Origin of the sequence: Curtobacterium sp. MCLR17_040 (assembly GCF_003234735.1) — a bacterium.
GTDB classification, from domain to species: Bacteria; Actinomycetota; Actinomycetes; order Actinomycetales; family Microbacteriaceae; genus Curtobacterium; species Curtobacterium flaccumfaciens.
This window is the reverse complement of record NZ_QKTE01000004.1, coordinates 61,588-82,824: the sequence shown is the minus strand read 5'-3', so window position 1 is coordinate 82,824 and position 21,237 is coordinate 61,588. Positions and strand designations below refer to the sequence as shown.

At 72.0% G+C, this 21,237-nt stretch carries 14 protein-coding genes; 8 read left to right on the top strand and 6 right to left on the bottom strand.

Translation table 11 applies throughout. The features are described from left to right. Positions 1-9: 9 nt before the first annotated feature. Complete coding sequence (locus DEJ01_RS05660; protein WP_111088209.1) at positions 10-882, top strand: PHP domain-containing protein; 873 nt, start codon at positions 10-12, stop codon at positions 880-882. A 177-nt stretch (positions 883-1,059) separates the two neighbouring features. Here the strand turns inward: DEJ01_RS05660 and DEJ01_RS05655 are convergent, their stop codons facing one another. Further along, the gene (locus DEJ01_RS05655; RefSeq protein WP_111092441.1) at positions 1,060-2,571 is read right to left on the bottom strand and encodes a DEAD/DEAH box helicase; all 1,512 of its coding nucleotides are present in this window, start codon (positions 2,569-2,571) and stop codon (positions 1,060-1,062) included. Between the two features lie 156 nt (positions 2,572-2,727). On the opposite strand from DEJ01_RS05655, the gene DEJ01_RS05650 reads away from it, so the two are divergent. Further along, positions 2,728-3,444, top strand: coding sequence for a ferritin-like domain-containing protein (locus DEJ01_RS05650; protein ID WP_258367069.1), 717 nt, complete (start codon positions 2,728-2,730; stop codon positions 3,442-3,444). An 11-nt stretch (positions 3,445-3,455) separates the two neighbouring features. Here the strand turns inward: DEJ01_RS05650 and DEJ01_RS05645 are convergent, their stop codons facing one another. Together DEJ01_RS05645 and DEJ01_RS05640 are read right to left on the bottom strand one after the other, a co-directional pair. Next, entirely contained in the window at positions 3,456-3,752 is a 297-nt protein-coding gene (locus DEJ01_RS05645) for a hypothetical protein (protein WP_111033226.1), read from the bottom strand. A 4-nt stretch (positions 3,753-3,756) separates the two neighbouring features. Continuing rightward, positions 3,757-3,981, bottom strand: a complete 225-nt coding sequence (locus DEJ01_RS05640) for a DUF3107 domain-containing protein (RefSeq protein WP_031259670.1) — start codon at positions 3,979-3,981, stop codon at positions 3,757-3,759. Between the two features lie 127 nt (positions 3,982-4,108). Here DEJ01_RS05640 and DEJ01_RS05635 point away from each other — a divergent pair, with 127 nt between their 5' ends. Both DEJ01_RS05635 and DEJ01_RS05630 read left to right on the top strand, forming a co-directional pair. Beyond that, entirely contained in the window at positions 4,109-7,264 is a 3,156-nt protein-coding gene (locus DEJ01_RS05635; RefSeq protein WP_181438367.1) for a UrvD/REP family ATP-dependent DNA helicase, read from the top strand. Further along, positions 7,261-10,542, top strand: a complete 3,282-nt coding sequence (locus DEJ01_RS05630; protein WP_258375651.1) for an ATP-dependent DNA helicase — start codon at positions 7,261-7,263, stop codon at positions 10,540-10,542. Before DEJ01_RS05635 ends, DEJ01_RS05630 begins: the two co-directional genes overlap by 4 nt. Positions 10,543-10,764: 222 nt before the next feature. Here the strand turns inward: DEJ01_RS05630 and DEJ01_RS05625 are convergent, their stop codons facing one another. Continuing rightward, on the bottom strand, positions 10,765-11,763 hold the full coding sequence (locus DEJ01_RS05625) for a phosphotransferase (RefSeq protein ID WP_111092439.1): 999 nt from the start codon (positions 11,761-11,763) through the stop codon (positions 10,765-10,767). 116 nt (positions 11,764-11,879) lie between these two features. Between DEJ01_RS05625 and nudC the strand changes: the two genes are divergently transcribed. After that, positions 11,880-12,815: an NAD(+) diphosphatase gene (gene nudC / locus DEJ01_RS05620; protein WP_111092438.1), complete on the top strand. Its 936-nt coding sequence runs from the start codon at positions 11,880-11,882 to the stop codon at positions 12,813-12,815. After that, a complete protein-coding gene (locus DEJ01_RS05615; RefSeq protein WP_181438366.1) occupies positions 12,812-14,578 on the top strand; it encodes an ATP-dependent helicase in 1,767 nt (588 codons plus the stop codon). The genes nudC and DEJ01_RS05615 overlap by 4 nt, the downstream gene beginning before the upstream one ends. Here the strand turns inward: DEJ01_RS05615 and DEJ01_RS05610 are convergent. After that, the gene (locus tag DEJ01_RS05610; protein WP_111092437.1) at positions 14,469-15,326 is read right to left on the bottom strand and encodes a TOMM precursor leader peptide-binding protein; all 858 of its coding nucleotides are present in this window, start codon (positions 15,324-15,326) and stop codon (positions 14,469-14,471) included. The genes DEJ01_RS05615 and DEJ01_RS05610 overlap by 110 nt on opposite strands. Before the next feature lie 60 nt (positions 15,327-15,386). Then, positions 15,387-16,805, bottom strand: coding sequence for a zinc-dependent metalloprotease (locus tag DEJ01_RS05605; RefSeq protein ID WP_111092436.1), 1,419 nt, complete (start codon positions 16,803-16,805; stop codon positions 15,387-15,389). Between the two features lie 152 nt (positions 16,806-16,957). On the opposite strand from DEJ01_RS05605, the gene DEJ01_RS05600 reads away from it, so the two are divergent. Together DEJ01_RS05600 and DEJ01_RS05595 are read left to right on the top strand one after the other, a co-directional pair. Beyond that, complete coding sequence (locus tag DEJ01_RS05600; RefSeq protein WP_111092435.1) at positions 16,958-18,067, top strand: PDZ domain-containing protein; 1,110 nt, start codon at positions 16,958-16,960, stop codon at positions 18,065-18,067. Between the two features lie 165 nt (positions 18,068-18,232). Next, entirely contained in the window at positions 18,233-21,232 is a 3,000-nt protein-coding gene (locus DEJ01_RS05595; protein WP_181438365.1) for a UPF0182 family protein, read from the top strand. The last annotated feature ends 5 nt before the right edge of the window (positions 21,233-21,237 follow it).

Here is a 21,237-nt window from a genome sequence, read left to right as displayed (position 1 = left end):
ATTGGCCACGTGCCAGACCCGTTCATCGACCTGCACGCGCACTCCAGTGTCTCCGACGGCACCGAGCGTCCCGCGGAGCTCGTCCGAGCGGCCGCGGCCGCCGGACTCGACGCCGTCGCGCTGACCGACCACGACACGACCGCGGGGTGGGCGGACGCCACGGCCGCGGCGCGTGAGCTGCCCCTGACCCTGCTGCCGGGCCTCGAGTTGAGCACCCGGATCGGCTACCGCAGCGTGCACGTGCTCGGCTACCTTGTGGACCCCGAGCACCCCGGACTGGTCGAGGAGACGACCCGGATCCGCGACGGCCGGCTCTCCCGCGCGCACCGCATGGTCGACCGCATCGCCGAGGACCACCCGATCACCTGGGCGGACGTCCTGGCCCAGTCCAGCCCCGGTGCCACGATCGGCCGTCCGCACATCGCCGACGCCCTGGTCGCCCGCGGGCTCGAGTCCGACCGGTCCGCGGCGTTCCGCGGCATCCTGCACCCGGCGTCCGGCTACTACGAACCCCACGAGGCACCCTCGCCCCTGCGCGGCGTCGAACTCATCCGGCAGGCCGGCGGCGTGCCCGTCATCGCGCACCCGGCGGCGTCCTCGCGCGGGATCGTCATCGACGAGCCGATGCTCCGCGACCTGGTCGACGCCGGGCTCGGCGGGCTCGAGGTCGACCACCGCGAGAACCTGGCACACGGCAAGCGCACCCTGCTCGACTGGGCGACGCGCTACGGCCTGTTCGTCACCGGTTCGAGCGACTACCACGGCACCGGCAAGCCGAACCGGCTGGGGGAGCACCGCACCGCACGCGTCTCCTTCGACGCGATCGTGTCCGAGGCGACGGGCAGCGCTCCCGTGGTCGGACCCGGCTCGCGCCTGTCCTGACGCGTCTCGTCGTCCCACCGAAGTGACAGATCTCGGTCGGCGCGGCTTGACCCATCCGCGAAAGCGACAGATCCCCGCTGACAGTTGGCGGCGATCTGTCGCCCTCGCGGGGCAGCCGGCGGGCGGGGACGACGAAGGGCCCGTCGCGTCAGCGACGGACCCTTCGGTCTGGAGGCGCTACTCGCCGTCCGACGTGCCCTGCGGTGCCGAGGCGGTCGCCGAGGCATCGCCGGTGCCGGCTCCGCGACGGCGGCGACGGCGACGACGCTTCGCGGCGCCGTCGGTGGAACCACCTTCGACGGCCGAGCCGTCCTCGGTGCCCGCCGCGGTGGTGGGGGCGACCGACTCGGTGGCCGGAGCCTGCGGGGCGGACTGCTCCGAGCCTCCTGACCGGGTGCGGCTGCGCGACCGCGAACGCGACGCGTCACGCGAACCCGAACCCGAGGCCGGGCGGTCGCTGCTGCGCTTCTCGACGGGGGCGCCAGCCGAGGCGGCGTGCGACGACGAGCCGGGCAGACGGCCCTTGGTGCCCTTGGGGATGTCGAGTTCCTCGAACAGGTGGGGCGACGACGAGTAGGTCTCGACGGGCTCGGGGATGCCGAACTCGAGCGCCTTGTCGATCAGCGTCCACTTGTGCAGGTCGTCCCAGTCGACGAACGTGACCGCGATGCCGGTCTTGCCCGCACGGCCGGTGCGGCCGGCGCGGTGCAGGTACGTGTCCGGGTCGTCCGGGATCGTGTGGTTGATCACGTGCGTGACGTCGTCCACGTCGATGCCGCGGGCGGCGACGTCGGTGGCGATGAGCACGTCGCGCTTGCCGGCCTTGAACGCCGCCATCGCGCGCTCGCGCTGCTCCTGGTTGAGGTCGCCGTGCACCGCTGCGGCGTTGAACCCGCGGTCCTTCAGCTCCTCGACGAGCTTCGCCGCGGCACGCTTGGTGCGGGTGAAGATCACGGTCTTGCCGCGGCCCTCGGCCTGGAGGATGCGGGCGATGACCTCGTCCTTGTCCAGGGAGTGCGCACGGTAGATGAGGTGCTTGATGTTGGCCTGCATGAGGCCCTCGTCCGGGTCGGTCGCCCGGATGTGCACCGGACGGCTCATGAACCGGCGGGCGAGGGCGACGATCGGCGCGGGCATCGTCGCCGAGAACAGCATCGTGTGCCGCACCTCGGGGACGGCCTGGAAGATGCGCTCGATGTCCGACAGGAACCCGAGGTCGAGCATGCGGTCGGCCTCGTCGAGCACGACCTCCTGCACGTGGGAGAGGTCGAGCAGCCGCTGCCGCTGCAGGTCGATGAGTCGCCCGGGCGTGCCGACGACGATCTGGGCACCGGCCTTGAGCTGCTCCACCTGGCCCTCGTAGGCCTTGCCGCCGTAGATCGAGACGACCGTGGTCGGACGGTTCGAGGCCGCGAGCTCGAGGTCCTCGGTGACCTGGACCGCGAGTTCACGGGTCGGGACGACGACGAGCGCCTTCACGCCGTGCGCCGGGTCGGCACCGAGTCGCTGGATCAGCGGCAGGCCGAAACCGAGCGTCTTGCCGGTACCCGTCTTGGCCTGGCCGATGATGTCCTGGCCGGTCAGGCCGAGCGGGATGGTCTGTTCCTGGATCGGGAAGGGCTCGATGATGCCCTTGCCGGCCAGTGCATCGACGATGTCCTGGTCGATGTTGAGGTCTGAGAAAGTCAAAGAATCACCTTAGTTCTGGTGGAAGTCCGGGCCAGTCTACCGACGGGCGCGTAGTCCGGGGCGCGGCGGGGTGCTTCGGGGAGTCGGGCGGTCCGGTCCGGGCGCCGAGCGGGGCGACCGGCGGGTCCCACGGGGCGCGCCCTCTATGCTGGTCGGGTGGTCTCGTGGTGGAACCGGAAGCGCGCGGCGCAGCTCGCTGCAGCATGGCTCGCGTCGCGGAACCCGCGCGGAGCCGCGCAGGTCAAGCGGCTCGCGCTCGACGACGTCACCCCGGAGCTCGACGTCTACCTCGGGCAGGCCGCGTACCTGCAGCTCTCCGTCTACGAGACGATGGGACGAGCCGGTGCTTCGGCCCCGACGCTCTCCGGCCGTCTGGTCACCGGGGTCCTCGCGACCACGGCGCTCGAGCGGCACCGCACGATCGTGGCCGAGATCGAGCGCAGCGGCGGAGACCCGGCGGCGCTGATGGCCCCGCACCGCGAGGCGATCGACCTGTTCCTCGAACGGACGAGCGGCGCCGACTGGTACGAGTCGATGCTGACCGGCTATGTGACGGCCGGCATCCTGAACGACCTGTTCGGCAACCTGCTTCGCTCGCTGCCGCTCGACGTGCGGCAGCGACTGCGGTCGGTGTTCGACGCGCGCGAGGAAGCGGCGGTCGTCGAGGAGCTGACGGCTCACATCGAGGACGACCCGCAGATCGGTTCGCGTCTGGCGATGTGGGGACGCCGTCTGGTGGGCGACACCCTGCTCGTCGCCCGGTCGGCGCTGGCGTCGCACGCCCGAGAGGACCAGGAGCGGCTCGAGCCGGTCTGGACCGAACTCATCGCCGCGCACACCCGACGGATGGATGCGCTCGGGCTGACGGCCTGAGCGGTCGAGCGTCAGGCGCCGCGCGTCTTGAGCTGCTCGTAGTACTCGGCGTCGCGCTTGTCGCGCTGCGTGCCGAGGAGCCACTCGACGACGAGGACGACCACGCCGGACCCCACGAGGGCCACGACCCAGATCCAGGTGCCGTCGTACCGCCACCCGGCCCAGGTCAGCGCTTCCCAGAGCACTGCTGCGGCGATGCCGCCGACCGCTGGGCCGACGAGCACGCCACGGTTCGACCGCCACGGCAGGATCACGTGCGCGACCGCACCGATGATGATGCCGCCGAGGACGGCGAAGAGCAGTTCCACGTCGTCAGGCGACGAAGCCGATGCGCCGTGCCTCTTCCGCGCCGACCTCGACGTACGCCAGGGCCGAGACGGGGACGATGAAGCGACGGCCCTTGTCGTCCTGCAGCGACAGGTGCGTCGACTTGGCGGTGAGCGCCTCGGACACGGCCTTCTCGACCTCGTCCGCGGTCTGGGCGGTCTCGAAGGCGATCTCGCGGGGGCTGTTGATGATGCCGATCTTGATGTCCACGAGCACAGCGTATCCGAGCGGTCCCGTGCGGCATCGGGCGTTCGCCGCGGGCGCACTCGACGGCGTGACGACCGGTGCCCCGCGCGTCAGCAGCGGTGCTGTCGGCGGTCCTGGGTACCGTACGAGCGTGCCGCAGACCACGCTGATGCCCGCTCCCGAGGACACCGGGTTCGCGCGCGCACTGGTCGACGACCCCTCGCAGGCCGCGGTGCTCGCGTTGCCGGACGGTCTTCACGCCGCGGTGATCGGTGCGCCGGGCAGCGGCAAGACGACCACGCTCGCGCGGCTCGTCGCCGACCGGCTGACCCGACCCGACGCGATCACCCCCGACGGCCACGCGACGGTGCTCGCCCTGACCTCGGCGCGGACGGCCGCGACGGCGCTGCGCGACCGGCTCGCTCGGGCGGTCGACCGGGTCGTGCCGGGTGCACTCGCCCGCACCGTGAACTCGCTGGCGTTCCAGATCGTCACCCACGCGGCGTCGGTGCAGGGACAGGAACCCCCGACGCTGCTGACCGGCGGGGAGCAGGACCGGATCATCGCCGACCTGCTCGCCGGCCACGAACTCGACGGAGCCGGACCGACCTGGCCCGACCCGATCACCGCCGTCGTCCGGGAGCGAGCGGGGTTCCGTACCGCCCTGCGCGACGTCATGATGCGTGCGGTGGCCGCCGGCGTCGAGCCCGACGACATGCGGGAACTCGGCGACGAGCTCGGACGGCCCGAGTGGCGGGCCGTCGGGGACTTCGTGGACGACTACCGGGCATCGGTCACCGCGTTCCGACCGACCGGACTCGACTCCGGCGAACTCGTGGCGTACGCCACCGCCGCGGTGCTGCGGCACGAGCTCCCCGCGAGCATCGCCGCCCTGCGCCTGGTCGTGGTCGACGACACGCAGGAACTGGTGGAGGGTGAGATCGCGCTGCTCGGGGCACTCGCGCGCTCCGGCGTGCAGGTCGTCGCCTTCGGGGATCCGGACATCGCCGCCTCGGCGTTCCGCGGCGCCGAACCGGACGTGCTCGGTCGACTGGCCGTGCGCCTCGGGGTGGACCGCGTCGACGAGCTGTTCCTCGGCGCCGTGCACCGGCACCCCGCCCCGATCCGTGCCCTGATCACCGGCGTCACGGGTCGCATCGGCACCGCGGCGGCCGGTCGGCAGCGCAGCGCGTCGGCGGGCGACCAGGATGCGCGGTCCGACGCCGTCGTGCACCTCGAAGCCGCCAGCCGTTCCGCGCTCGTCGTGGCGATCGCCCGTCGACTGCGCGAACACCGCCTGCTCGACGGTGTGCCGTGGCACCGGATGGCCGTGGTCACCCGGAGCGGTGCTGCCATCCCCGAACTCGTCCGGGCACTCTCCGTGGCCGAGGTCCCGGCGACCGCCGGTGCCGCGCCCGTCCGTCCGCGCGACGACTCGGCGGCGCGGGCGCTGCTCGACGCGGCCGCGGTGGCGCTCGACGTCCTGCCGCTCGACGCCGCCCTGGCCACCGCGTTCGCCACGGGGCCCCTCGGCGGCCTCGACACCCTGGCGATGCGTCGGCTCCGGCTCGCCCTGCGGCGCGAGGAACTCGCGGGCGACGGCAGCCGCACCGCCGACGAACTGCTGGTCGATGCCCTGGGCGCACCGGAGCGCCTGGCGACGGTGGACGCCGGGTTCGCACGACGAGCGACCCGGCTGGCCCGGAGCCTGGTGCAGGCGCGTGCCGACGCCCAGGCGGGATCGAGCATCGAGGAGATCCTCTGGGGCCTCTGGGAACGCAGCGGTCTCGCGAAGTCATGGGGCGCCCAGTCCGCCGCCGGTGGGGTCGGCGCCGGGGAAGCCGATCGGCACCTGGACGCCGTCGTCGGCCTCTTCACCGCCGCCAAGCGCTTCGTCGAGCGTACGCCGGACGCCCCCGCGCGGGTCTTCGTCGACGACCTACTCGGCGCCGACCTACCGGAGGACTCGATCGGACCCGACCGGACCGCCGGCCGGGTGCGGGTTCTGACGCCGTCGGCGACGATCGGGCTCGAGTGCGACGTGGTCGTGGTGCTCGGTCTGCAGGACGGCGTCTGGCCCAACACCCGGGTGCGCGGCAGTCTGCTCGACCCGGACGGACTGGTCCGCGCTGCCGCCGGGGTCGAGCGTTCGCCCATCGACGACCGTGCCGCCGTGGTCGCCGACGAACTCCGGCTGTTCGCCCGGGCCGTCTCGCGCGCCACCACCCAGGTCGTCATCGGCACGGTCGCGAACGACGACGAGTCGCCGTCACCCTTCGTCCGGCTCGTCCCGGTGCCGCCGGACCGTCAGCCGACCGTCCACCCGCTGTCCCTGCGTGGGCTCGCCGGGTCGCTGCGCCGCCGCGTGGTGGGCTCCGGCGACCACGAGGCCGCGTCCGCGCTGGCCCGCCTGGCCGAGGCCGAGGTCCCCGGGGCGGACCCGGACGAGTGGTACGGGCTCGCCGAGCCGACCACGGACGACCCCCTGGTGGACCTCGACGCCGAGCCCGCGCCCGAGGTCGAGGGCGGCGAGCCCGTCGCCCCGGCAGTATCCGTGTCGCCGTCGCGGATCGGCACCTTCGAGGAGTGCCCGGTGCACTGGTTCGCGCAGACCTTCGGCGGCGGTGCCCCGAGCCCGGCGATGGGCATCGGCACGATCGTGCACGAAGCGATGGAGCACGCCACCGAGATCGACGTCGAGTCGCTGTGGGAGCGGGTCGAGGCGCGGTGGGACGAGCTCACGTTCGAGTCGCCCTGGGTCGCCGACCGCGAACGTGCCCGGACCCGGCGGATGATCGAGGGGCTGAGCGACTACCTCCGCACCTTCGCCAGCGCCGGCCGCCGACTGCTCGGCGCCGAGACCTCGTTCGCGCTCGTGACCGGGCCCGCCCGGATCCGGGGGAGCATCGACCGCATCGAGGTCGACCCCGAGGGGCGGGTGAGCGTCGTCGACCTGAAGACCGGCCGTTCGATGCCCAGCGAGAAGAACGACATGCCGGAACACCCGCAGCTCGGCGCCTACCAACTCGCGGTCGAGGACGGCGCGGTCGAGGGTGTGCCGGCGGGGTCGCCGATGACCGACGCCCGGCTGGTCTTCGTCCAGAACCCCCGGGGCGGACAGGCGTACTCCGAGCGGACCCAGCACGCGTTCGACGCCGAGGCGCGCGAGGCCTACCGCGAGCGGTTGCACGGGGTGGCGCGGGGCATGGCCGGACGCACGTTCGTGGCGAACGTGGACGACCACTGCGAGAAGGCCCGGACCGGTGTCGAGTGCCGGATCCACGTGGTGGCGGAGGTGACCTGGTGAGCGACACGGCGGACACGACCGACACGGCGGACACGACCGGCACGGCTACTGCTGCCGACACGACTGCTGTTGCTCCGCCCGTCATCCAGCACGGCGCCGACGCCATCGCCGACGCCCTCGGCCGCCCCCGTCCCACCGCCCAGCAGCGCGCCGTCATCGAGTCACCGCTCGTGCCGGCGCTGGTCGTCGCCGGTGCCGGCAGCGGGAAGACCGAGACGATGGCCTCGCGCGTCGTCTGGCTGCTGGCCAACGGACTCGTCCGCCCCGACGAGGTCCTCGGACTGACCTTCACCCGCAAGGCCGCCGGCGAGCTCTCCGTCCGCATCAACGACCGCATCCGTGCGCTCGAGGACGTGGGCTTGATCACCCCCGGGGACGCCTTCGAGGCACCCACGGTCTCGACGTACAACGCCTTCGCCAACGCGGTCTTCCGCGAGAACGCCCTGCTCGTCGGGCGTGACGGCGAGTCCCAGGTACTGACCGAACCGTCGGCCTGGCAGCTCGCCCGTCGGGTGGTGGTGGCCGCCCGCGACGACCGGCTCGCCGGACTCGACCGCGACGTCGACACCCTGACCGCAGCCGTGGTCGCGCTCGCCGGTGCCACCTCGGAGCACCTCGTCGAGCCGGAGGACCTGCGCCGGTTCGCGATCGAGTTCTCGGAGCTGCTCGAACTCCCCGGCAACCGCGGCAAGCCGTACAAGGCGATCACCGACGCGGTCGCCGCGATCGGCGCCCTCGAACCCCTGGCCGACCTGGTCGCCGAGTTCCGACGACAGAAGGTCGACCGCGGGTTCGTGGAGTTCTCCGACCAGATCGCCCTCGCGCTCGCCGCGGCCCAGTCGGCCCCACGCGTCGTCACGGACCTGCGGAGCCGGTACGGGGTGGTGCTCCTCGACGAGTACCAGGACACCTCGGTCGTGCAGACCCGGTTCCTCGCCCGGCTGTTCCGCGGGCACTCGGTGATGGCGGTCGGCGACCCGCACCAGTCGATCTACGGGTTCCGCGGTGCGAGTGCCGCGAACCTCGCCCGGTTCCCGCACGACTTCGGCGGCGACGAACCCGGCGTGGCCGAACCCGTCACCTTCGCGCTGTCGACCAGCTGGCGGAACCCGGTGGACGTTCTCGCGGGGGCGAACGCGATCGTGTCACCGCTGTCCGAGGCGTCCGAGGTCGACGTCGAACGGCTCTCGCCCCGGCCGGGTGCGGACGCCGGCACCGTGCGGGTGGTGTTCCCCGAGACCCTGCCGGAAGAGGCCGACGAGGTCGCGGCGTGGTTCCAGGACCACCGCAGGCAGAACCCGGCGGGCTCGATGGCGCTGCTGCTGCGGGCTCGGAAGGACCTCGCGGCGTTCACGGCGGCGCTCGGTGCCCGTGGGGTGCCGTACCACGTGCTCGGCACCGGCGGACTGCTCCAGCGTCCGGAGATCGTCGACCTGGTGGCGTGCCTGCGCGTCCTGCACGACCCGGCGGCCGGCAACGACCTGATCCGGCTGCTCGCGGGTGCACGGTGGCGGGTCGGGGCGGCGGACATCGTCGCCCTGCACCAGCTCGCCCGGTGGCTGTTCCAGCGCGACCACACCCAGCAGCGCCTCGACGACGACCTGACCGCGGCCTTCCGTGCCTCGGTGGCTGCCGGGGAGCACGGGTCGATCGTCGACGCGCTCGACTTCGTCGCGACCGCACCCGACGAGCACGGCGCGCTCGAGGGCATCACCCCCGCGGGTCGCAGCCGGATGCGTGCGCTCGGCGGGCAGCTCGCGATGCTCCGCTCACGCGCGGGGAGCGACCTGGTCGACTTCGTGACGCTCGTCGTGCAGGAGATGCGACTCGACATCGAGGTCGCCGCGCACGAACAGGGCAGCGGCGCGTACCTCGACGCCTTCATCGACGAGCTCGCCGGTTTCGTGTCGACCGACGACCGCGCCGACCTCGGTTCGTTCCTCGGGTGGATCGACGCCGCAGCCCGACGGGACGACATGGGCCCGCGGTCCGAGGAGCCCGAGGCCGGCACCGTGCAGATCCTGACGATCCACGGGTCCAAGGGGCTCGAGTGGGACGCCGTCGCAGTGCCCCGGATGGTCGAGGGCGGCCTGCCGGCGCGTCCGCAGGAGGGCTCGTCCGGCTGGCTCGGGTTCGGCCGACTGCCGTACGAGTTCCGTGGGGACGCCGCCGAGCTGCCGCGACTCGCATGGCGCGGGCAGGAGACCCAGAAGGACGTCACCACGGCGATCGACGCCTTCAAGGAACAGGTGAAGGCCCGCAACGAGGACGAGGAACGCCGGCTGACCTACGTCGCCCTGACCCGTGCCAAGCACGACCTGCTGGTGTCCGGCTCGTTCTGGGCGGGCGGAGTCCGACCCACCGAGCCGAGCCGATACCTGCGCGACCTGGTGGACGCCGGCGTCATCGACGGCGCGGCGATCCCGGAGACGACGGTGCACGACGAGAACCCGATGGGGGAGAGCGGCGCGACCCAGACCTGGCCGCACGTGCCGTTCGGGCAGCGTGCGCCGCGGGTCCTGGCTGCCGCCGAGCGGGTGCGGAACGCGAACCCCGGTGCTGCGGGGCGCTTCGCCGCCGACATCGACCTGCTGCTCGCCGAACGGCACGCCACCCGGAACGCGAAGCACGCGGTCGCCGTCCCGCACCGGGTCCCGGCGTCGGGCTTCAAGGACTACCTGACCGAACCCGACTCCGTGGCCGAGCGGCTCCGCCGGCCGATGCCGGAGCGCCCGTACCGCGCCACTCGGCTCGGCACGCTGTTCCACCAGTGGGTGGAACAGCGGGCACGGAGCGGCGGCGCGCTCGAGACGCTCGACGTGTGGGACGGCGAGCTCGACCTCGATGCCGACGACCTCGCCGATTCGTCGCCGGACGCCGTGGTCACCGACGACGACGCCCGTCGACTCGCGGACTTCCAGGCGACGTTCGCCGGCTCACGGTGGGCGGGGCTGACGCCGATCGAGGTCGAGCGCGAGATCCACATCCCGTTCCTCGGCCACAGCGTGGTCTGCAAGCTCGACGCTGTGTACGAGATCGACGGGCGCGCCGAGGTGGTCGACTGGAAGACGGGCAAGGCGCCGTCGGGGGCGGACGACCTGGCCCGCCGCACCCTGCAGCTCGCGTTGTACCGCGTCGCCTACGCCGAGTTCACCGGGCGACCGCTCGACCAGGTCGACGCGGTGTTCTACTTCGTCGCCGACGACTTGGAGGTCCGTCCGACCGAGCTGCTCGACCGCGCCGGACTCGAGCGTGCGTGGTCCGAGGCCATCGGCTGACGTCCTGCGGGCGCGCTGCGCCCGTCGCGCGCGCTGCGCCCGTGTCGCGCTGCGCCCGTGTCGCGCTCCGCCCGTGTCGCGCTCCGACCTGGAGGCCCGGTGCCGGTCCGCCGGACCCGCGCCGGGCCTCCAGGCGGTCGCGTCCACGACTCCTACCGCACCTTGGTGAGCAGAAATGGTCGGGTGCGCCGCAGCGACCCGACCATTCCTGCTCACGAAGCGTCAGCCGTGGCGGCGTTCGGTGGAGGACAACAGCTGCTCCACCTCGCCGATCTCCATCGTCTCGGGTGACACGGACTGCAGTGGTTCCGCACTCGGGGCGTGCACCGCGTCGACCAGGCGGTGCATCATCGCGACGGCGTCGTCGACGACCTCGGTGCTCTTCGCCTGGACGCCGTGCAGCAGCCAGTGCGCCGTCTCGAGTTCGTGGTGCACGCGTGCACGCTGTGCGAGCTGGCGGTCGCGTCCGCCGCCGTTCGCCTCGTAGGCGCTGAGGACGGTGTCAAAGGCGTCGCGGCGGCCGGCGAGCACCCAGGCGAGGTCCTTCGCCGGGTCGCCGAGCCGCAGCTCGCCCCAGTCGAGGATCCCGGTCACCGCGTCGCCGTCGACGAGCAGGGCGCCGGTGCCGAGCGAACCGTGCACGACGGTCGGCGTGAACTGCCAGAGCTGCTGGTCGCGGGCGGCACCCTCCCAGCGTTCGACGAGCGCGGCGGGGACGAGCTTGGTCGCCACGGCGCGGTCCATCACCGAGACGGCGGACCGGAGCACCTCGAACGGCGTGAGCGACGGCAGGCCGGCGTCGGAGACGAAGCTCGTCGGCAGCTGGTGGATCGCGGCGAGGGCACGGCCGACGCTGGTGGCGAGGTCGGGGCGCTCGACGAGCGACGCGAGGGTCGGGTGAGCTCCGGCCAGCCGCGTCGTGACGATGGCGCGCGTCGACCCGATCGGCGCCTGGCCGCGGTACTCGGCGACGCCGAACGGCAGGCGCGTGCGGATGCCGGCGCTCAGCGCGCGGATGGCGACGAGGTCGGCCGACTGCCGCGCCTCGGCGCGCTGGTTCCGGGGGCGGCGGATGACGATCTCGGTGCCGTCGGCGTCGCGGAGGAGCGCCGACTCGTAGTCGCCGGCCGCGGCTGAGCCGAGCGTGCGCGTGCCCGTGACGAGGAGACCTGGAACGGCCGTCGTCGCCAACGCGGCTAGAGTGAACTGGGATCCCGCCATGCCCCTCAGGGTAGGCGCGTGACGCGTGCACGGCTGCACGCCACGCTGTTCGGCGGCCCGCACGCCCACCGCACGTCTCCTGCACGTCCGCACCCGATCCGAGGAGCTCTCCCGCCGTGACCGTCGAGTTCGCCGCCCGGCTCCCGCTCTCCCGCAACGAACTCGACCGCGACGCCGAGTTCCGCACGACCGACGACGTCGAGCGGGTCCTGCGCGAGGACGAGCACACCCGGTACCTGCCGGTGCGTGGTGCCGAGATGCTCCGGAACGCCGACGGCACCCTGCGCTTCGTGACCGCGACGGAGATCCCGGTCGACACCGTGACCCTGTACCTCGGCCGTGCGGTGTCGGACGCCGCCGATGCCCCGGCGGGTACCCGCTTCGTCGCCGCCCTGATCGACAGCTCGACGGCCACCGCCATCGAACCCGACGACGACGCCTGGCAGAGCCTCCGGATGTTCGGCACCGAGCTCTCGCCGCGCGACCAGGGCCTGGCGGTCGAAGCCGTCGCGATGGCCAACTGGCACGCCGTGCACGGCTTCTCGCCGCGCACCGGGTCGCCCACCGCCGTCGTGAGCGGCGGATGGGTCCGCCGCGACCCCGAGGGGCACGACCTCTTCCCGCGCACGGACGCGGCGATCATCGTCGGGGTCGTCGACGCCGACGACCGGATCCTGCTCGGTTCCAACGCCGCGTGGGACGCCGACCGGTACTCGCTGCTGGCCGGGTTCGTCGAGCCGGGGGAGTCGCTCGAGGACGCCGTCCGCCGCGAGGTCTGGGAGGAGTCCGGCGTCCGTGTCGAGGAGCCCGAGTACCTCGGCTCGCAGCCGTGGCCGTTCCCGGCGTCGCTGATGGTGGGCTTCCGTGCCCGCGCAGCCGGCGGCGACCCGACGACCGCCCGCCCCGACGGCGTGGAGATCCTGGACGTCCGGTGGTTCTCGCGCGACGAGATCCGCGAGCGCGCCGGCGACACCCTGCTGCTGCCGGGACGCACCTCGATCGCCCGCGCCATCATCGAGGAGTGGTACGGCGGGCCGCTGGACCTGCCGTGAGCGTCACCGGTCCGCGCGGTGCAACGGGTGCCGGGGCAGTCGAGCCCCGGCCGCCGTCGCCCGACGAACTGCTCGCCGCGCTCGACGCCGAGCAGCGGACGGTCGCCCGCACCCTGCTCGGTCCGGTCGCCGTGCTCGCCGGCGCCGGGACGGGCAAGACCCGCGCGATCACGCACCGGATCGCCTACGGCGTCGCCACCGGGACCTACGCGCCGAACCACGTCCTCGCGCTGACCTTCACGACCCGTGCCGCAGGCGAACTGCGGTCGCGCCTGCGCGCGCTCGGGGCCGGGACGGTCCAGGCGCGCACCTTCCACGCCGCGGCGATGGCGCAGCTCAGCTACTTCTGGCCGGACACCGTCGGCGGGCACGCCCCCAAGATCGTCGAGTCCAAGGGGCGGATGATCGCCCACGCCGCGGACACGGTCGGCATGAACGTCGACACCCCGGTGCTCCGCGACCTGGCCGCCGAGGTCGAGTGGCGCAAGGTGCAGATGCTCTCGCTCGACGAGTACGAGGCCGCCGCCGCCGACCGGGTGATGCCGCGCGACACCACGCCGCGCCGGGTCATCGACCTGATGAAGGCGTACGAGCGACTGAAGGACGACCGGCGGCAGTTGGACTTCGAGGACGTCCTGCTGGCGACCCTCGGCATGGTCGAGTCCGAGCCCCGCGTGGCGTCGTACGTACGGCAGCAGTACCGGTTCTTCGTCGTCGACGAGTACCAGGACGTCTCGCCCGTGCAGCACGACCTGCTGCGGGCCTGGCTGGGCGGCCGTGACGACCTGTGCGTCGTCGGCGACGCCAGTCAGACCATCTACTCGTTCGCCGGCGCCTCGAGCGACTACCTGCTCGGGTTCGGCTCGGAGTTCCCGCGCGGGTCGGTCCTGCGCCTCGAGCGGAACTACCGCTCCACCCGCGAGGTCGTGTCCGCTGCCAACACGCTGATGCGCGGCCAGCCCGGCGCGCTCGACCTGATGGCCCAGAGCCAGGAACCGGGCCCGGAACCGGTCGTGCTGGCCTGCGTCCACGACGGCGACGAGGCACAGACCATCGCCCGGCGCATCGCCGAGCTCGTCGGGGCCGGAGCGTCCTACGGGGACTGCGCCGTGCTCTTCCGCGTCGGGGCGCAGTCCGCTGCGCTCGAGTCCGCCCTCGGCCGGAACGGCATCCCCTACCGCGTGCAGGGCGGCACCCGGTTCTTCAACCGCCCGGAGGTCAAGCTCGCCGTCCACCACATGCGCGGCGAGGCGATCCGGCAGACCGACGACGAGCTGACCCGACGGGTCCGGCTGGTGCTGCAGGTGAGCGGCTGGACGGAGACGCCGCCGGAGGGCACCGGCGCAGTCCGCGAGCAGTGGGAAGCGCTGCAGGCGATCATGGGCCTGGCCGAGGACGCCCCCGCCGGCACGACGATGCAGCAGTTCACGCAGGACCTGGTCGACCGTGCGGCGACGCACCACGAGCCCGAGGTTGACGCCGTCACGCTCGCGACGCTGCACTCGTCGAAGGGTCTGGAGTGGCCGCACGTGGTCATCGCCGGCGCCGCCGAGGGGCTCCTGCCGATCTCGCACGCGTCGACCGACACCGAGGTGGACGAGGAACGACGCCTGTTCTACGTCGGGCTGACCCGAGCCCGCCGTTCCGTCACGATCACGTGGTCGCAACAGGGCTCCACGCGTGGGGGAGCCCGGGCTCCGAGTCGGTTCCTGGCAGCGCTCGGCACGCGCACCGCGGATGGGGCCGGACCGGCGAACGGCTGACCGACAGGTCGTCGCGCTCGAAGACGAGCTGGTCGGGGTCGGCTCGTTGCGTCCGGAGCGGGAGCCGTTCCAGCAGCATCCGCGTCGTGGCGGCGGCCACCGCCGCCGACCGCCACGGTGACAGTGGTGTCGGGTGCCGCCCCCACACCTGGGCGGCGATGGCCGGCCAGGCCGGGTCGTCGTCGACGCGCGCGTACTCAGCGCACTGGAGGCACGGCCCGGCTCCCGGCACGACGAACGGACCGAGACGGACGCGTCCGTCGCCGACGACGACCGCCAGGTGCGGCACACCCCGGCGGGTCCACGCGGCGCGGAGCGCCGGGTCGACGACGTGGTCGGCCACCACCACGGCCAGGCGTGGTTCGGGCTCGGGCAGCACGATCGGGCCTCCGGCGGGCGCGGTGGTGCGGCTGACCGTCACGCCCTCGCCGGACAGGAACGTCGCCACGGCGTCGGCGAGGACACCGGCGCCGTGCACCTCGATGCGTTCGAGCGGCTCGGGCAGGACCTCGACCACCGCGGGCGACGCGGCACCGAGCACCCCGGCAGCACGTTCCGGGGAACACCCCGACGCGGCCGCGAGCCCGGAAAGCACGTCGTGCCCGGTCTCGCGTCGCAGACCGTTGAGGAACCGTTCTTCCCCCGTGGTGGGCACCGCGACGACGGCGCGTGGAGGATCGACCCCGAGCTGGACCGTGGCGGGGTCACGCCAGACGAACTCGAGCGTCGGATCGATGCGGATGCCCATGACCCCACGGTGCCGGAGTGTGCGGCTCGCGTGGGGTCACAAGAGGGATCTGTGGAGAACTCAGCGGGGCTGGTCGCCCGTGTCGTTTCCGGGCTCGTCGCCCGCTCCACCCTCGGTGTCGTCGGCCACGCGGCCGGACTCGTCCTCGTGCGGACGCGCACCGGTCGAGTCGTTCAGCAGGTCCTCGAGGGCCTTGTCGAACGCGTCGTCCTCGTCGGTCTGGGACGGGTTCCGCAGCCGTGCGACGAGGGCATCGGGTGCGTCGACGTCGTCCGAGGTCGGCACCAGGTCGAAGTGCGACCAGAGGGCGTCACGCTGTTCGGCGCCGAGCTCGTCGGTCACCCGCTGCCACATCGCGGCGGCTTCACGCAGACGACGCGGACGCAGCTCGAGGCCGACGAGTGTCGCGAACGCCGACTCGGCCGGGCCGCCGGCCGCACGGCGACGGCGCACCATCTCGGCGATCGCTCCGGCCTTGGGGAGACGGACCGTGGCCGCGGCGGTGACCGTGTCCACCCAGCCCTCGACCAGGGCGAGCATCGTCTCGAGCCGGGCGAGCGCGGCGTCCTGCTCGGCGGTCCGCGGCGGGATGAGGGCACCCGAGGCGAGTGCGTCGCGCAGCTGCTCCTGGTTGGTCGGGTCGATGTCGGCCGCGAGTTCCTCGACGCGGTCGAAGGGGATGTGGATGCCCCGCGCGTAGTCCGTGATGGACGAGATGATGTGCAGGCGGAGCCACCGTGCCGACCGGAAGAGCCGGGCGTGGGCGAGTTCGCGGACCGCGAGGTAGATGCGGACCTCGTCCTCGGAGACGTCGAGGCCCTCGGCGAACTCGGCGACGTTCTGGGGCAGGAGCGCTGCGACCTGCTCGTCGAGGAGCGGCACGCCGACGTCACCGCCGGAGACGACCTCCTTCGACAGCTGCCCGACGACCTGGCCGAGCTGGATCGCGAACAGTGCCCCGCCGATGCCGCGCATCGCCTTCGAGACGTCGCCGAGCATCGCCTTGAGCTGCTCGGGAGCACGCTGGTCGATCGCCTCGGTCAGGGCATCGGCGATGCTGAAGGCCACCGGCTCGGCGATCTGCGTCCACACCGGGACGGTCGCCTTGGCCCACTGCTCACGCGTGTAGAGGCTCGGGGTCGCGGTCAGCTCGGCGACGGTCGTGACCTCGTCGAGCCACAGTGCAGCGACCTGGAAGGCCTGGTCGGCCGCCTGCGAGGTGGCCGGGTCGACGGGGTGGCCGCCGTCCCGAGCGATCGCGGTGGCGCGTTCGGCGGTGGCCGAGAAGTCGATGCCGTCACCGCCGGACTGCGCGGCACGCTGGAGCTGGCTCATCAGGTTCGCCACGGAGGCCGGATCGTTCGGCAGACCGGCGGCACCGGCGAGCTGCGACGGGTCGATCTGCCCCTCGCCCGAGAGCAGCTTGCGCAGCATCTCCTGGAAGTCGTCGTCCGGCCCCGGCTGTGGTTCATCAGGCATGCCGACTACGCTAATCGCTGCTCACGGGGCCGCACCTGGGATGCCCCCGTGGGAACGCCCGAAGCGCTGCGCCCAGGGCGAACAGCCCTGTCGCGAGACGTGGGCGACCACCCTGCCGCCAGGCGCGGGTGCCCACCTCGGAAGGACCCCGCGTGACCCTCTTCGCCCCCGCGCCCCGTCGTCGCTCGCGTGCCCGGACGGTCGGGTGGGCGTTCCTGGTCGGCGCGGTCGTGCTGGGACTGCTGGCGAGCCTGCTGCCCAGTCCGTACCTCATCGAGGTCCCCGGGCCGGTCTACAACACGATCGGCACCCAGGAGCAGGGGACGGGCAAGGACGCGAAGGACGTCAAGCTCATCCAGGTGTCCGGCCACGAGACGTACCCGACGGCCGGCGCCCTCGACATGCTCACCGTCGGCATCCAGGGCGACGCCACGAACCGCCCGTCGTGGACCAGCGTGATCCGCGCGATCTTCACCAGGTCGCAGGCGGTGATCCCGGTCGAGGCGATCTACCCGAGCGGCACCACGACCGAGCAGGTGAACGAGCAGGACTCCGCCGACATGCAGGCGTCGCAGCAGTCAGCCGTCGCCGCCGCGCTCATCCAGCAGGGGAACGACCTGCCCACGGAACTCGAGGTCAGTGCCGTGCAGGAGGGCTCAGCGGCCGACGGCACGATCGAGAAGGGCGACGTCATCACAGCGTTCGACGGCAAGTCGCTCACGACCAACGCCGACGCGGTGAGCCTGCGCGAAGCCGTCGCGCAGCACGGCACCTCGAGCCCCGCGACCGTCACCGTCGAACGGGACGGCGCGACGAAGGACGTCCGGGTGACGCCCCGCAGTGAGCAGGGCACGGCGCTGCTCGGGGTCGGCGTCACCGTGCGCTACGAGTTCCCCTTCAAGGTGTCGATCCGCCTGCAGGACGTCGGCGGTCCGTCCGCCGGCATGATGTTCGCGCTCGGGATCATCGACGAGATCACGCCGGGCAAGCTGAACGGCGGCAAGCACGTCGCGGGCACCGGCACGATCACGGCGGCCGGCGAGGTCGGCCCCATCGGCGGGATCCGGCAGAAGCTCTACGGTGCCGCGGACGCGGGCGCCACGGTGTTCCTCGCCCCCGCGGCCAACTGCGACGAGGTCGTCGGGCACGTGCCGGACGGGCTCGACGTCTACAGCGTCTCCACGCTCGACCAGGCCGTCACCGACCTGCAGACGATCGCCGACGGCGGGAGCACCGCGAAGCTCGCTCGCTGCGGGTCCTGACCCGGTCCTGAGCCCCCGTACAGGTTCACGCTCGGTCCGGTCCCATAGGATCAGTGTCACTGACGGCCCGCCGCGAGCCGGGCCCGCCGGTCCGACACGTCTGGAGCACATCAAGTGACGACAACCTCGTCCACCTCGGGGCGGCGTTCGCCGCGGGTCCCCATCGTGGTCACGATCATCGTGCTGGCCGCACTGGTGATCGCCTTCTTCATCTTCGCCAGCCTGTACACCGACTACGCGTGGTTCGCGCAGCTCGGGTTCCAGCAGGTCCTCACCACCCGGTGGATCGCCGGGACCCTGATGTTCCTGGCGGGCTTCCTCGGCATGGCGGTCCCGGTCTTCGTGAGCATCGCGCTCGCGTTCCGGTTCCGGCCGGTCTACGCGAAGCTCAACTCGCAGCTCGACCGCTACCAGCAGGTCATCGAGCCGCTGCGGCGCGCCGTGATGATCGGCATCCCCGTGGTCCTCGGCATCTTCGCCGGGCTCTCGACCGCGGGCCGCTGGAGCATGGTCCTCGAGTACTTCAACCGCACGCCGTTCGGCAAGACCGACCCGCAGTTCGGACTGGACATCGGGTTCTACGTGTTCGAGCTGCCGTTCTGGCGCTCGATCGTGGCCTACTCGTCGGCCGTCGTCCTCATCGCCGGCCTCGCCGCGCTCGCTGCGAGCTACCTCTACGGTGCGCTCCGCTTCGGTGGTCGCGAGGTCCGGATCTCCCGTGCCGCGCGCATCCAGCTGGCGGTCACGGCGGCGCTCTACATCGCGCTGCAGGCCGTCAGCCTCTGGCTCGACCAGTACGCGGCGCTGACGAAGTCGAACTCGCTCATCACCGGTGCCCAGTACACCGACGTCAACGCGGTCATCCCCGGCCGCGAGATCATGGCGGGCATCGCGGCGATCGTCGCGCTGCTCTTCATCGTCACGGCGGTCATCGGCCGCTGGCGCATCTCGATCGTCGGCACGGGCCTGCTGCTCGTCGCCGCGATCGTCGTCGGCGGCATCTACCCGTGGGTCGTCCAGCGTCTGCAGGTGAAGCCCTCGGAGCGCACCTTCGAGTCCGCCTACATCGAGCGGAACATCAAGGCCACGCGAGACGCCTACGGTGTCGCCGGCGTCGAGGAACAGAACTACGACGCCACGACCGAGACGAGCTCGGGTGCGCTCGCGAAGGACGCGCAGACCACGGCCAACATCCGTCTCATCGACCCGAAGATCGTCTCCGACACGTTCAGCCAGCTGCAGCAGTACCGGCAGTACTACCAGTTCCCGAAGGAGCTGGACGTCGACCGCTATGACGTCAAGGGCGAGACCGAGGACACCGTCATCGCGGTCCGCGACATCGACCTCGCCGGGCTCAGCTCGGCCGCGAACACGCAGTACAACCGGGCGTTCGTCTACACCCACGGCTACGGCGTCACCGCGGCCTACGGCAACCAGCGCGCGAGCGACGGCAAGCCGGTGTTCCTCGAGTCCGGCATCCCGTCGAACGGTGCACTGGGTGACTTCCAGCAGCGCGTGTACTTCGGTGAGACCTCGCCGCCCTACTCGATCGTCGGTGCGCCGAAGGGCACGAAGGACGTGGAGCTCGACTACCCGTCCGGTTCCGACGACGACAACGGCGGCAACGCGACCACCACCTACGCCGGCGACGGCGGTCCGAGCCTCGGCAACTTCTTCAACCGGCTCGTCTACGCCGCGAAGTTCCAGTCGGAGCAGATCCTGCTCTCGAATGCGGTGAACAAGGACTCGCAGATCCTCTACGACCGCGACCCGATCACCCGCGTGCAGAAGGCGGCGCCGTACCTGACCGTCGACAGCGACGCCTACCCGGCGATCGTCGACCACCGCATCCAGTGGGTGGTGGACGGCTACACCACGAGCGACGCGTACCCGTACTCGCAGAGCCAGAGCCTGTCGGACAGCATCGCCGGCGCCGAGTCCTCGACGTACCGCACCGACCAGGTGAACTACATCCGGAACTCGGTGAAGGCCACCGTCGACGCCTACACGGGCAAGGTGACGCTGTACACGTGGGACACGAAGGACCCGGTCCTGAAGACGTGGCAGAAGATCTTCCCGACGTCGATGAAGCCGGTGTCGAGCATGAGCGCCGAGCTCCTCGACCACGTGCGGTACCCGACGGACCTGTTCAAGGTGCAGCGCTCGATCCTCGGGACGTACCACGTCACCAACGCCAACTCGTTCTACTCGGGCGACGATGCGTGGAACACCCCGCAGGAACCGACCAGCACGGCGACGTCGGACAGTGACGCCGACACGGCGGCGACATCGACGAACGCACTCGGCGCGCAGACGACGACGACCGCCAACAGGGCGAACCTGCAGGACCCGTACTACCTGACGATGAAGGTGCCGGGGCAGGGGACGGCGTACTCGCTGTACACGACCTACATCCCGCAGCAGTCGGCCGGGGCGAACAACCGCAACGTGCTGACCGGCTACCTGGCGGTGAACTCCGACGCGGGTGGTGCCGGCAAGGGCGAGAAGGCGTCGGGTTACGGCAAACTCACGCTGTTGACGATGCCGAAGACCGACAACATCCCGGGCCCCGGACAGGTGCAGAGCCTCTTCAACGGTGACTCGACCGTGTCGCAGGAGCTCAACATCCTGAAGCGGGGCAACTCGACCGTGAAGCAGGGCAACCTGCTCACGCTCCCGGTCGGCGGTGGGTTCCTCTACGTGCAGCCCGTCTACGTCCAGTCGACCTCGAGTGGTTCGTACCCGTTGCTGCAGAAGGTCCTCGTGGCCTTCGGCGACAAGATCGCGTTCGAGGACACCCTCGACGAAGCCCTGAACTCGCTGTTCGGCGGCGACTCCGGTGCGGCGGCCGGCGACTCCGGCGCGAGCGGCAGCGGTTCCGGTTCCGGTTCCGGTTCCGACAGCGGGTCCGGCTCCGACACGGGGTCCGGTTCCGACACGGGTTCCTCGGGCTCCGGATCGACCGGATCGACCGGCTCGACCGGCTCGACGGGTTCCGGCTCGACCGACAACGACGCTCTGCAGGAGGCCCTGGCCGACGCCAAGGCAGCCCTGCAGGACCGCCAGGAGGCCTACGCCGACAACGACCTGGTCGCTGCGGCGGAAGCCGACCAGCGCCTCCAGGACGCGATCGAGGCCGCCACGGCAGCCGAGAACGGCAACTGACACAC

Excerpts from the sequence above, each read along its gene's own strand:
- DEJ01_RS05610 (WP_111092437.1), bottom strand. The coding sequence starts at position 15,326 with ATGGGCATCCGCATCGATCCGACGCTCGAGTTCGTCTGGCGTGACCCC.
- DEJ01_RS05605 (WP_111092436.1), bottom strand. The coding sequence starts at position 16,805 with ATGCCTGATGAACCACAGCCGGGGCCGGACGACGACTTCCAGGAGATG.
- DEJ01_RS05625 (WP_111092439.1), bottom strand. The coding sequence starts at position 11,763 with ATGGCGGGATCCCAGTTCACTCTAGCCGCGTTGGCGACGACGGCCGTT.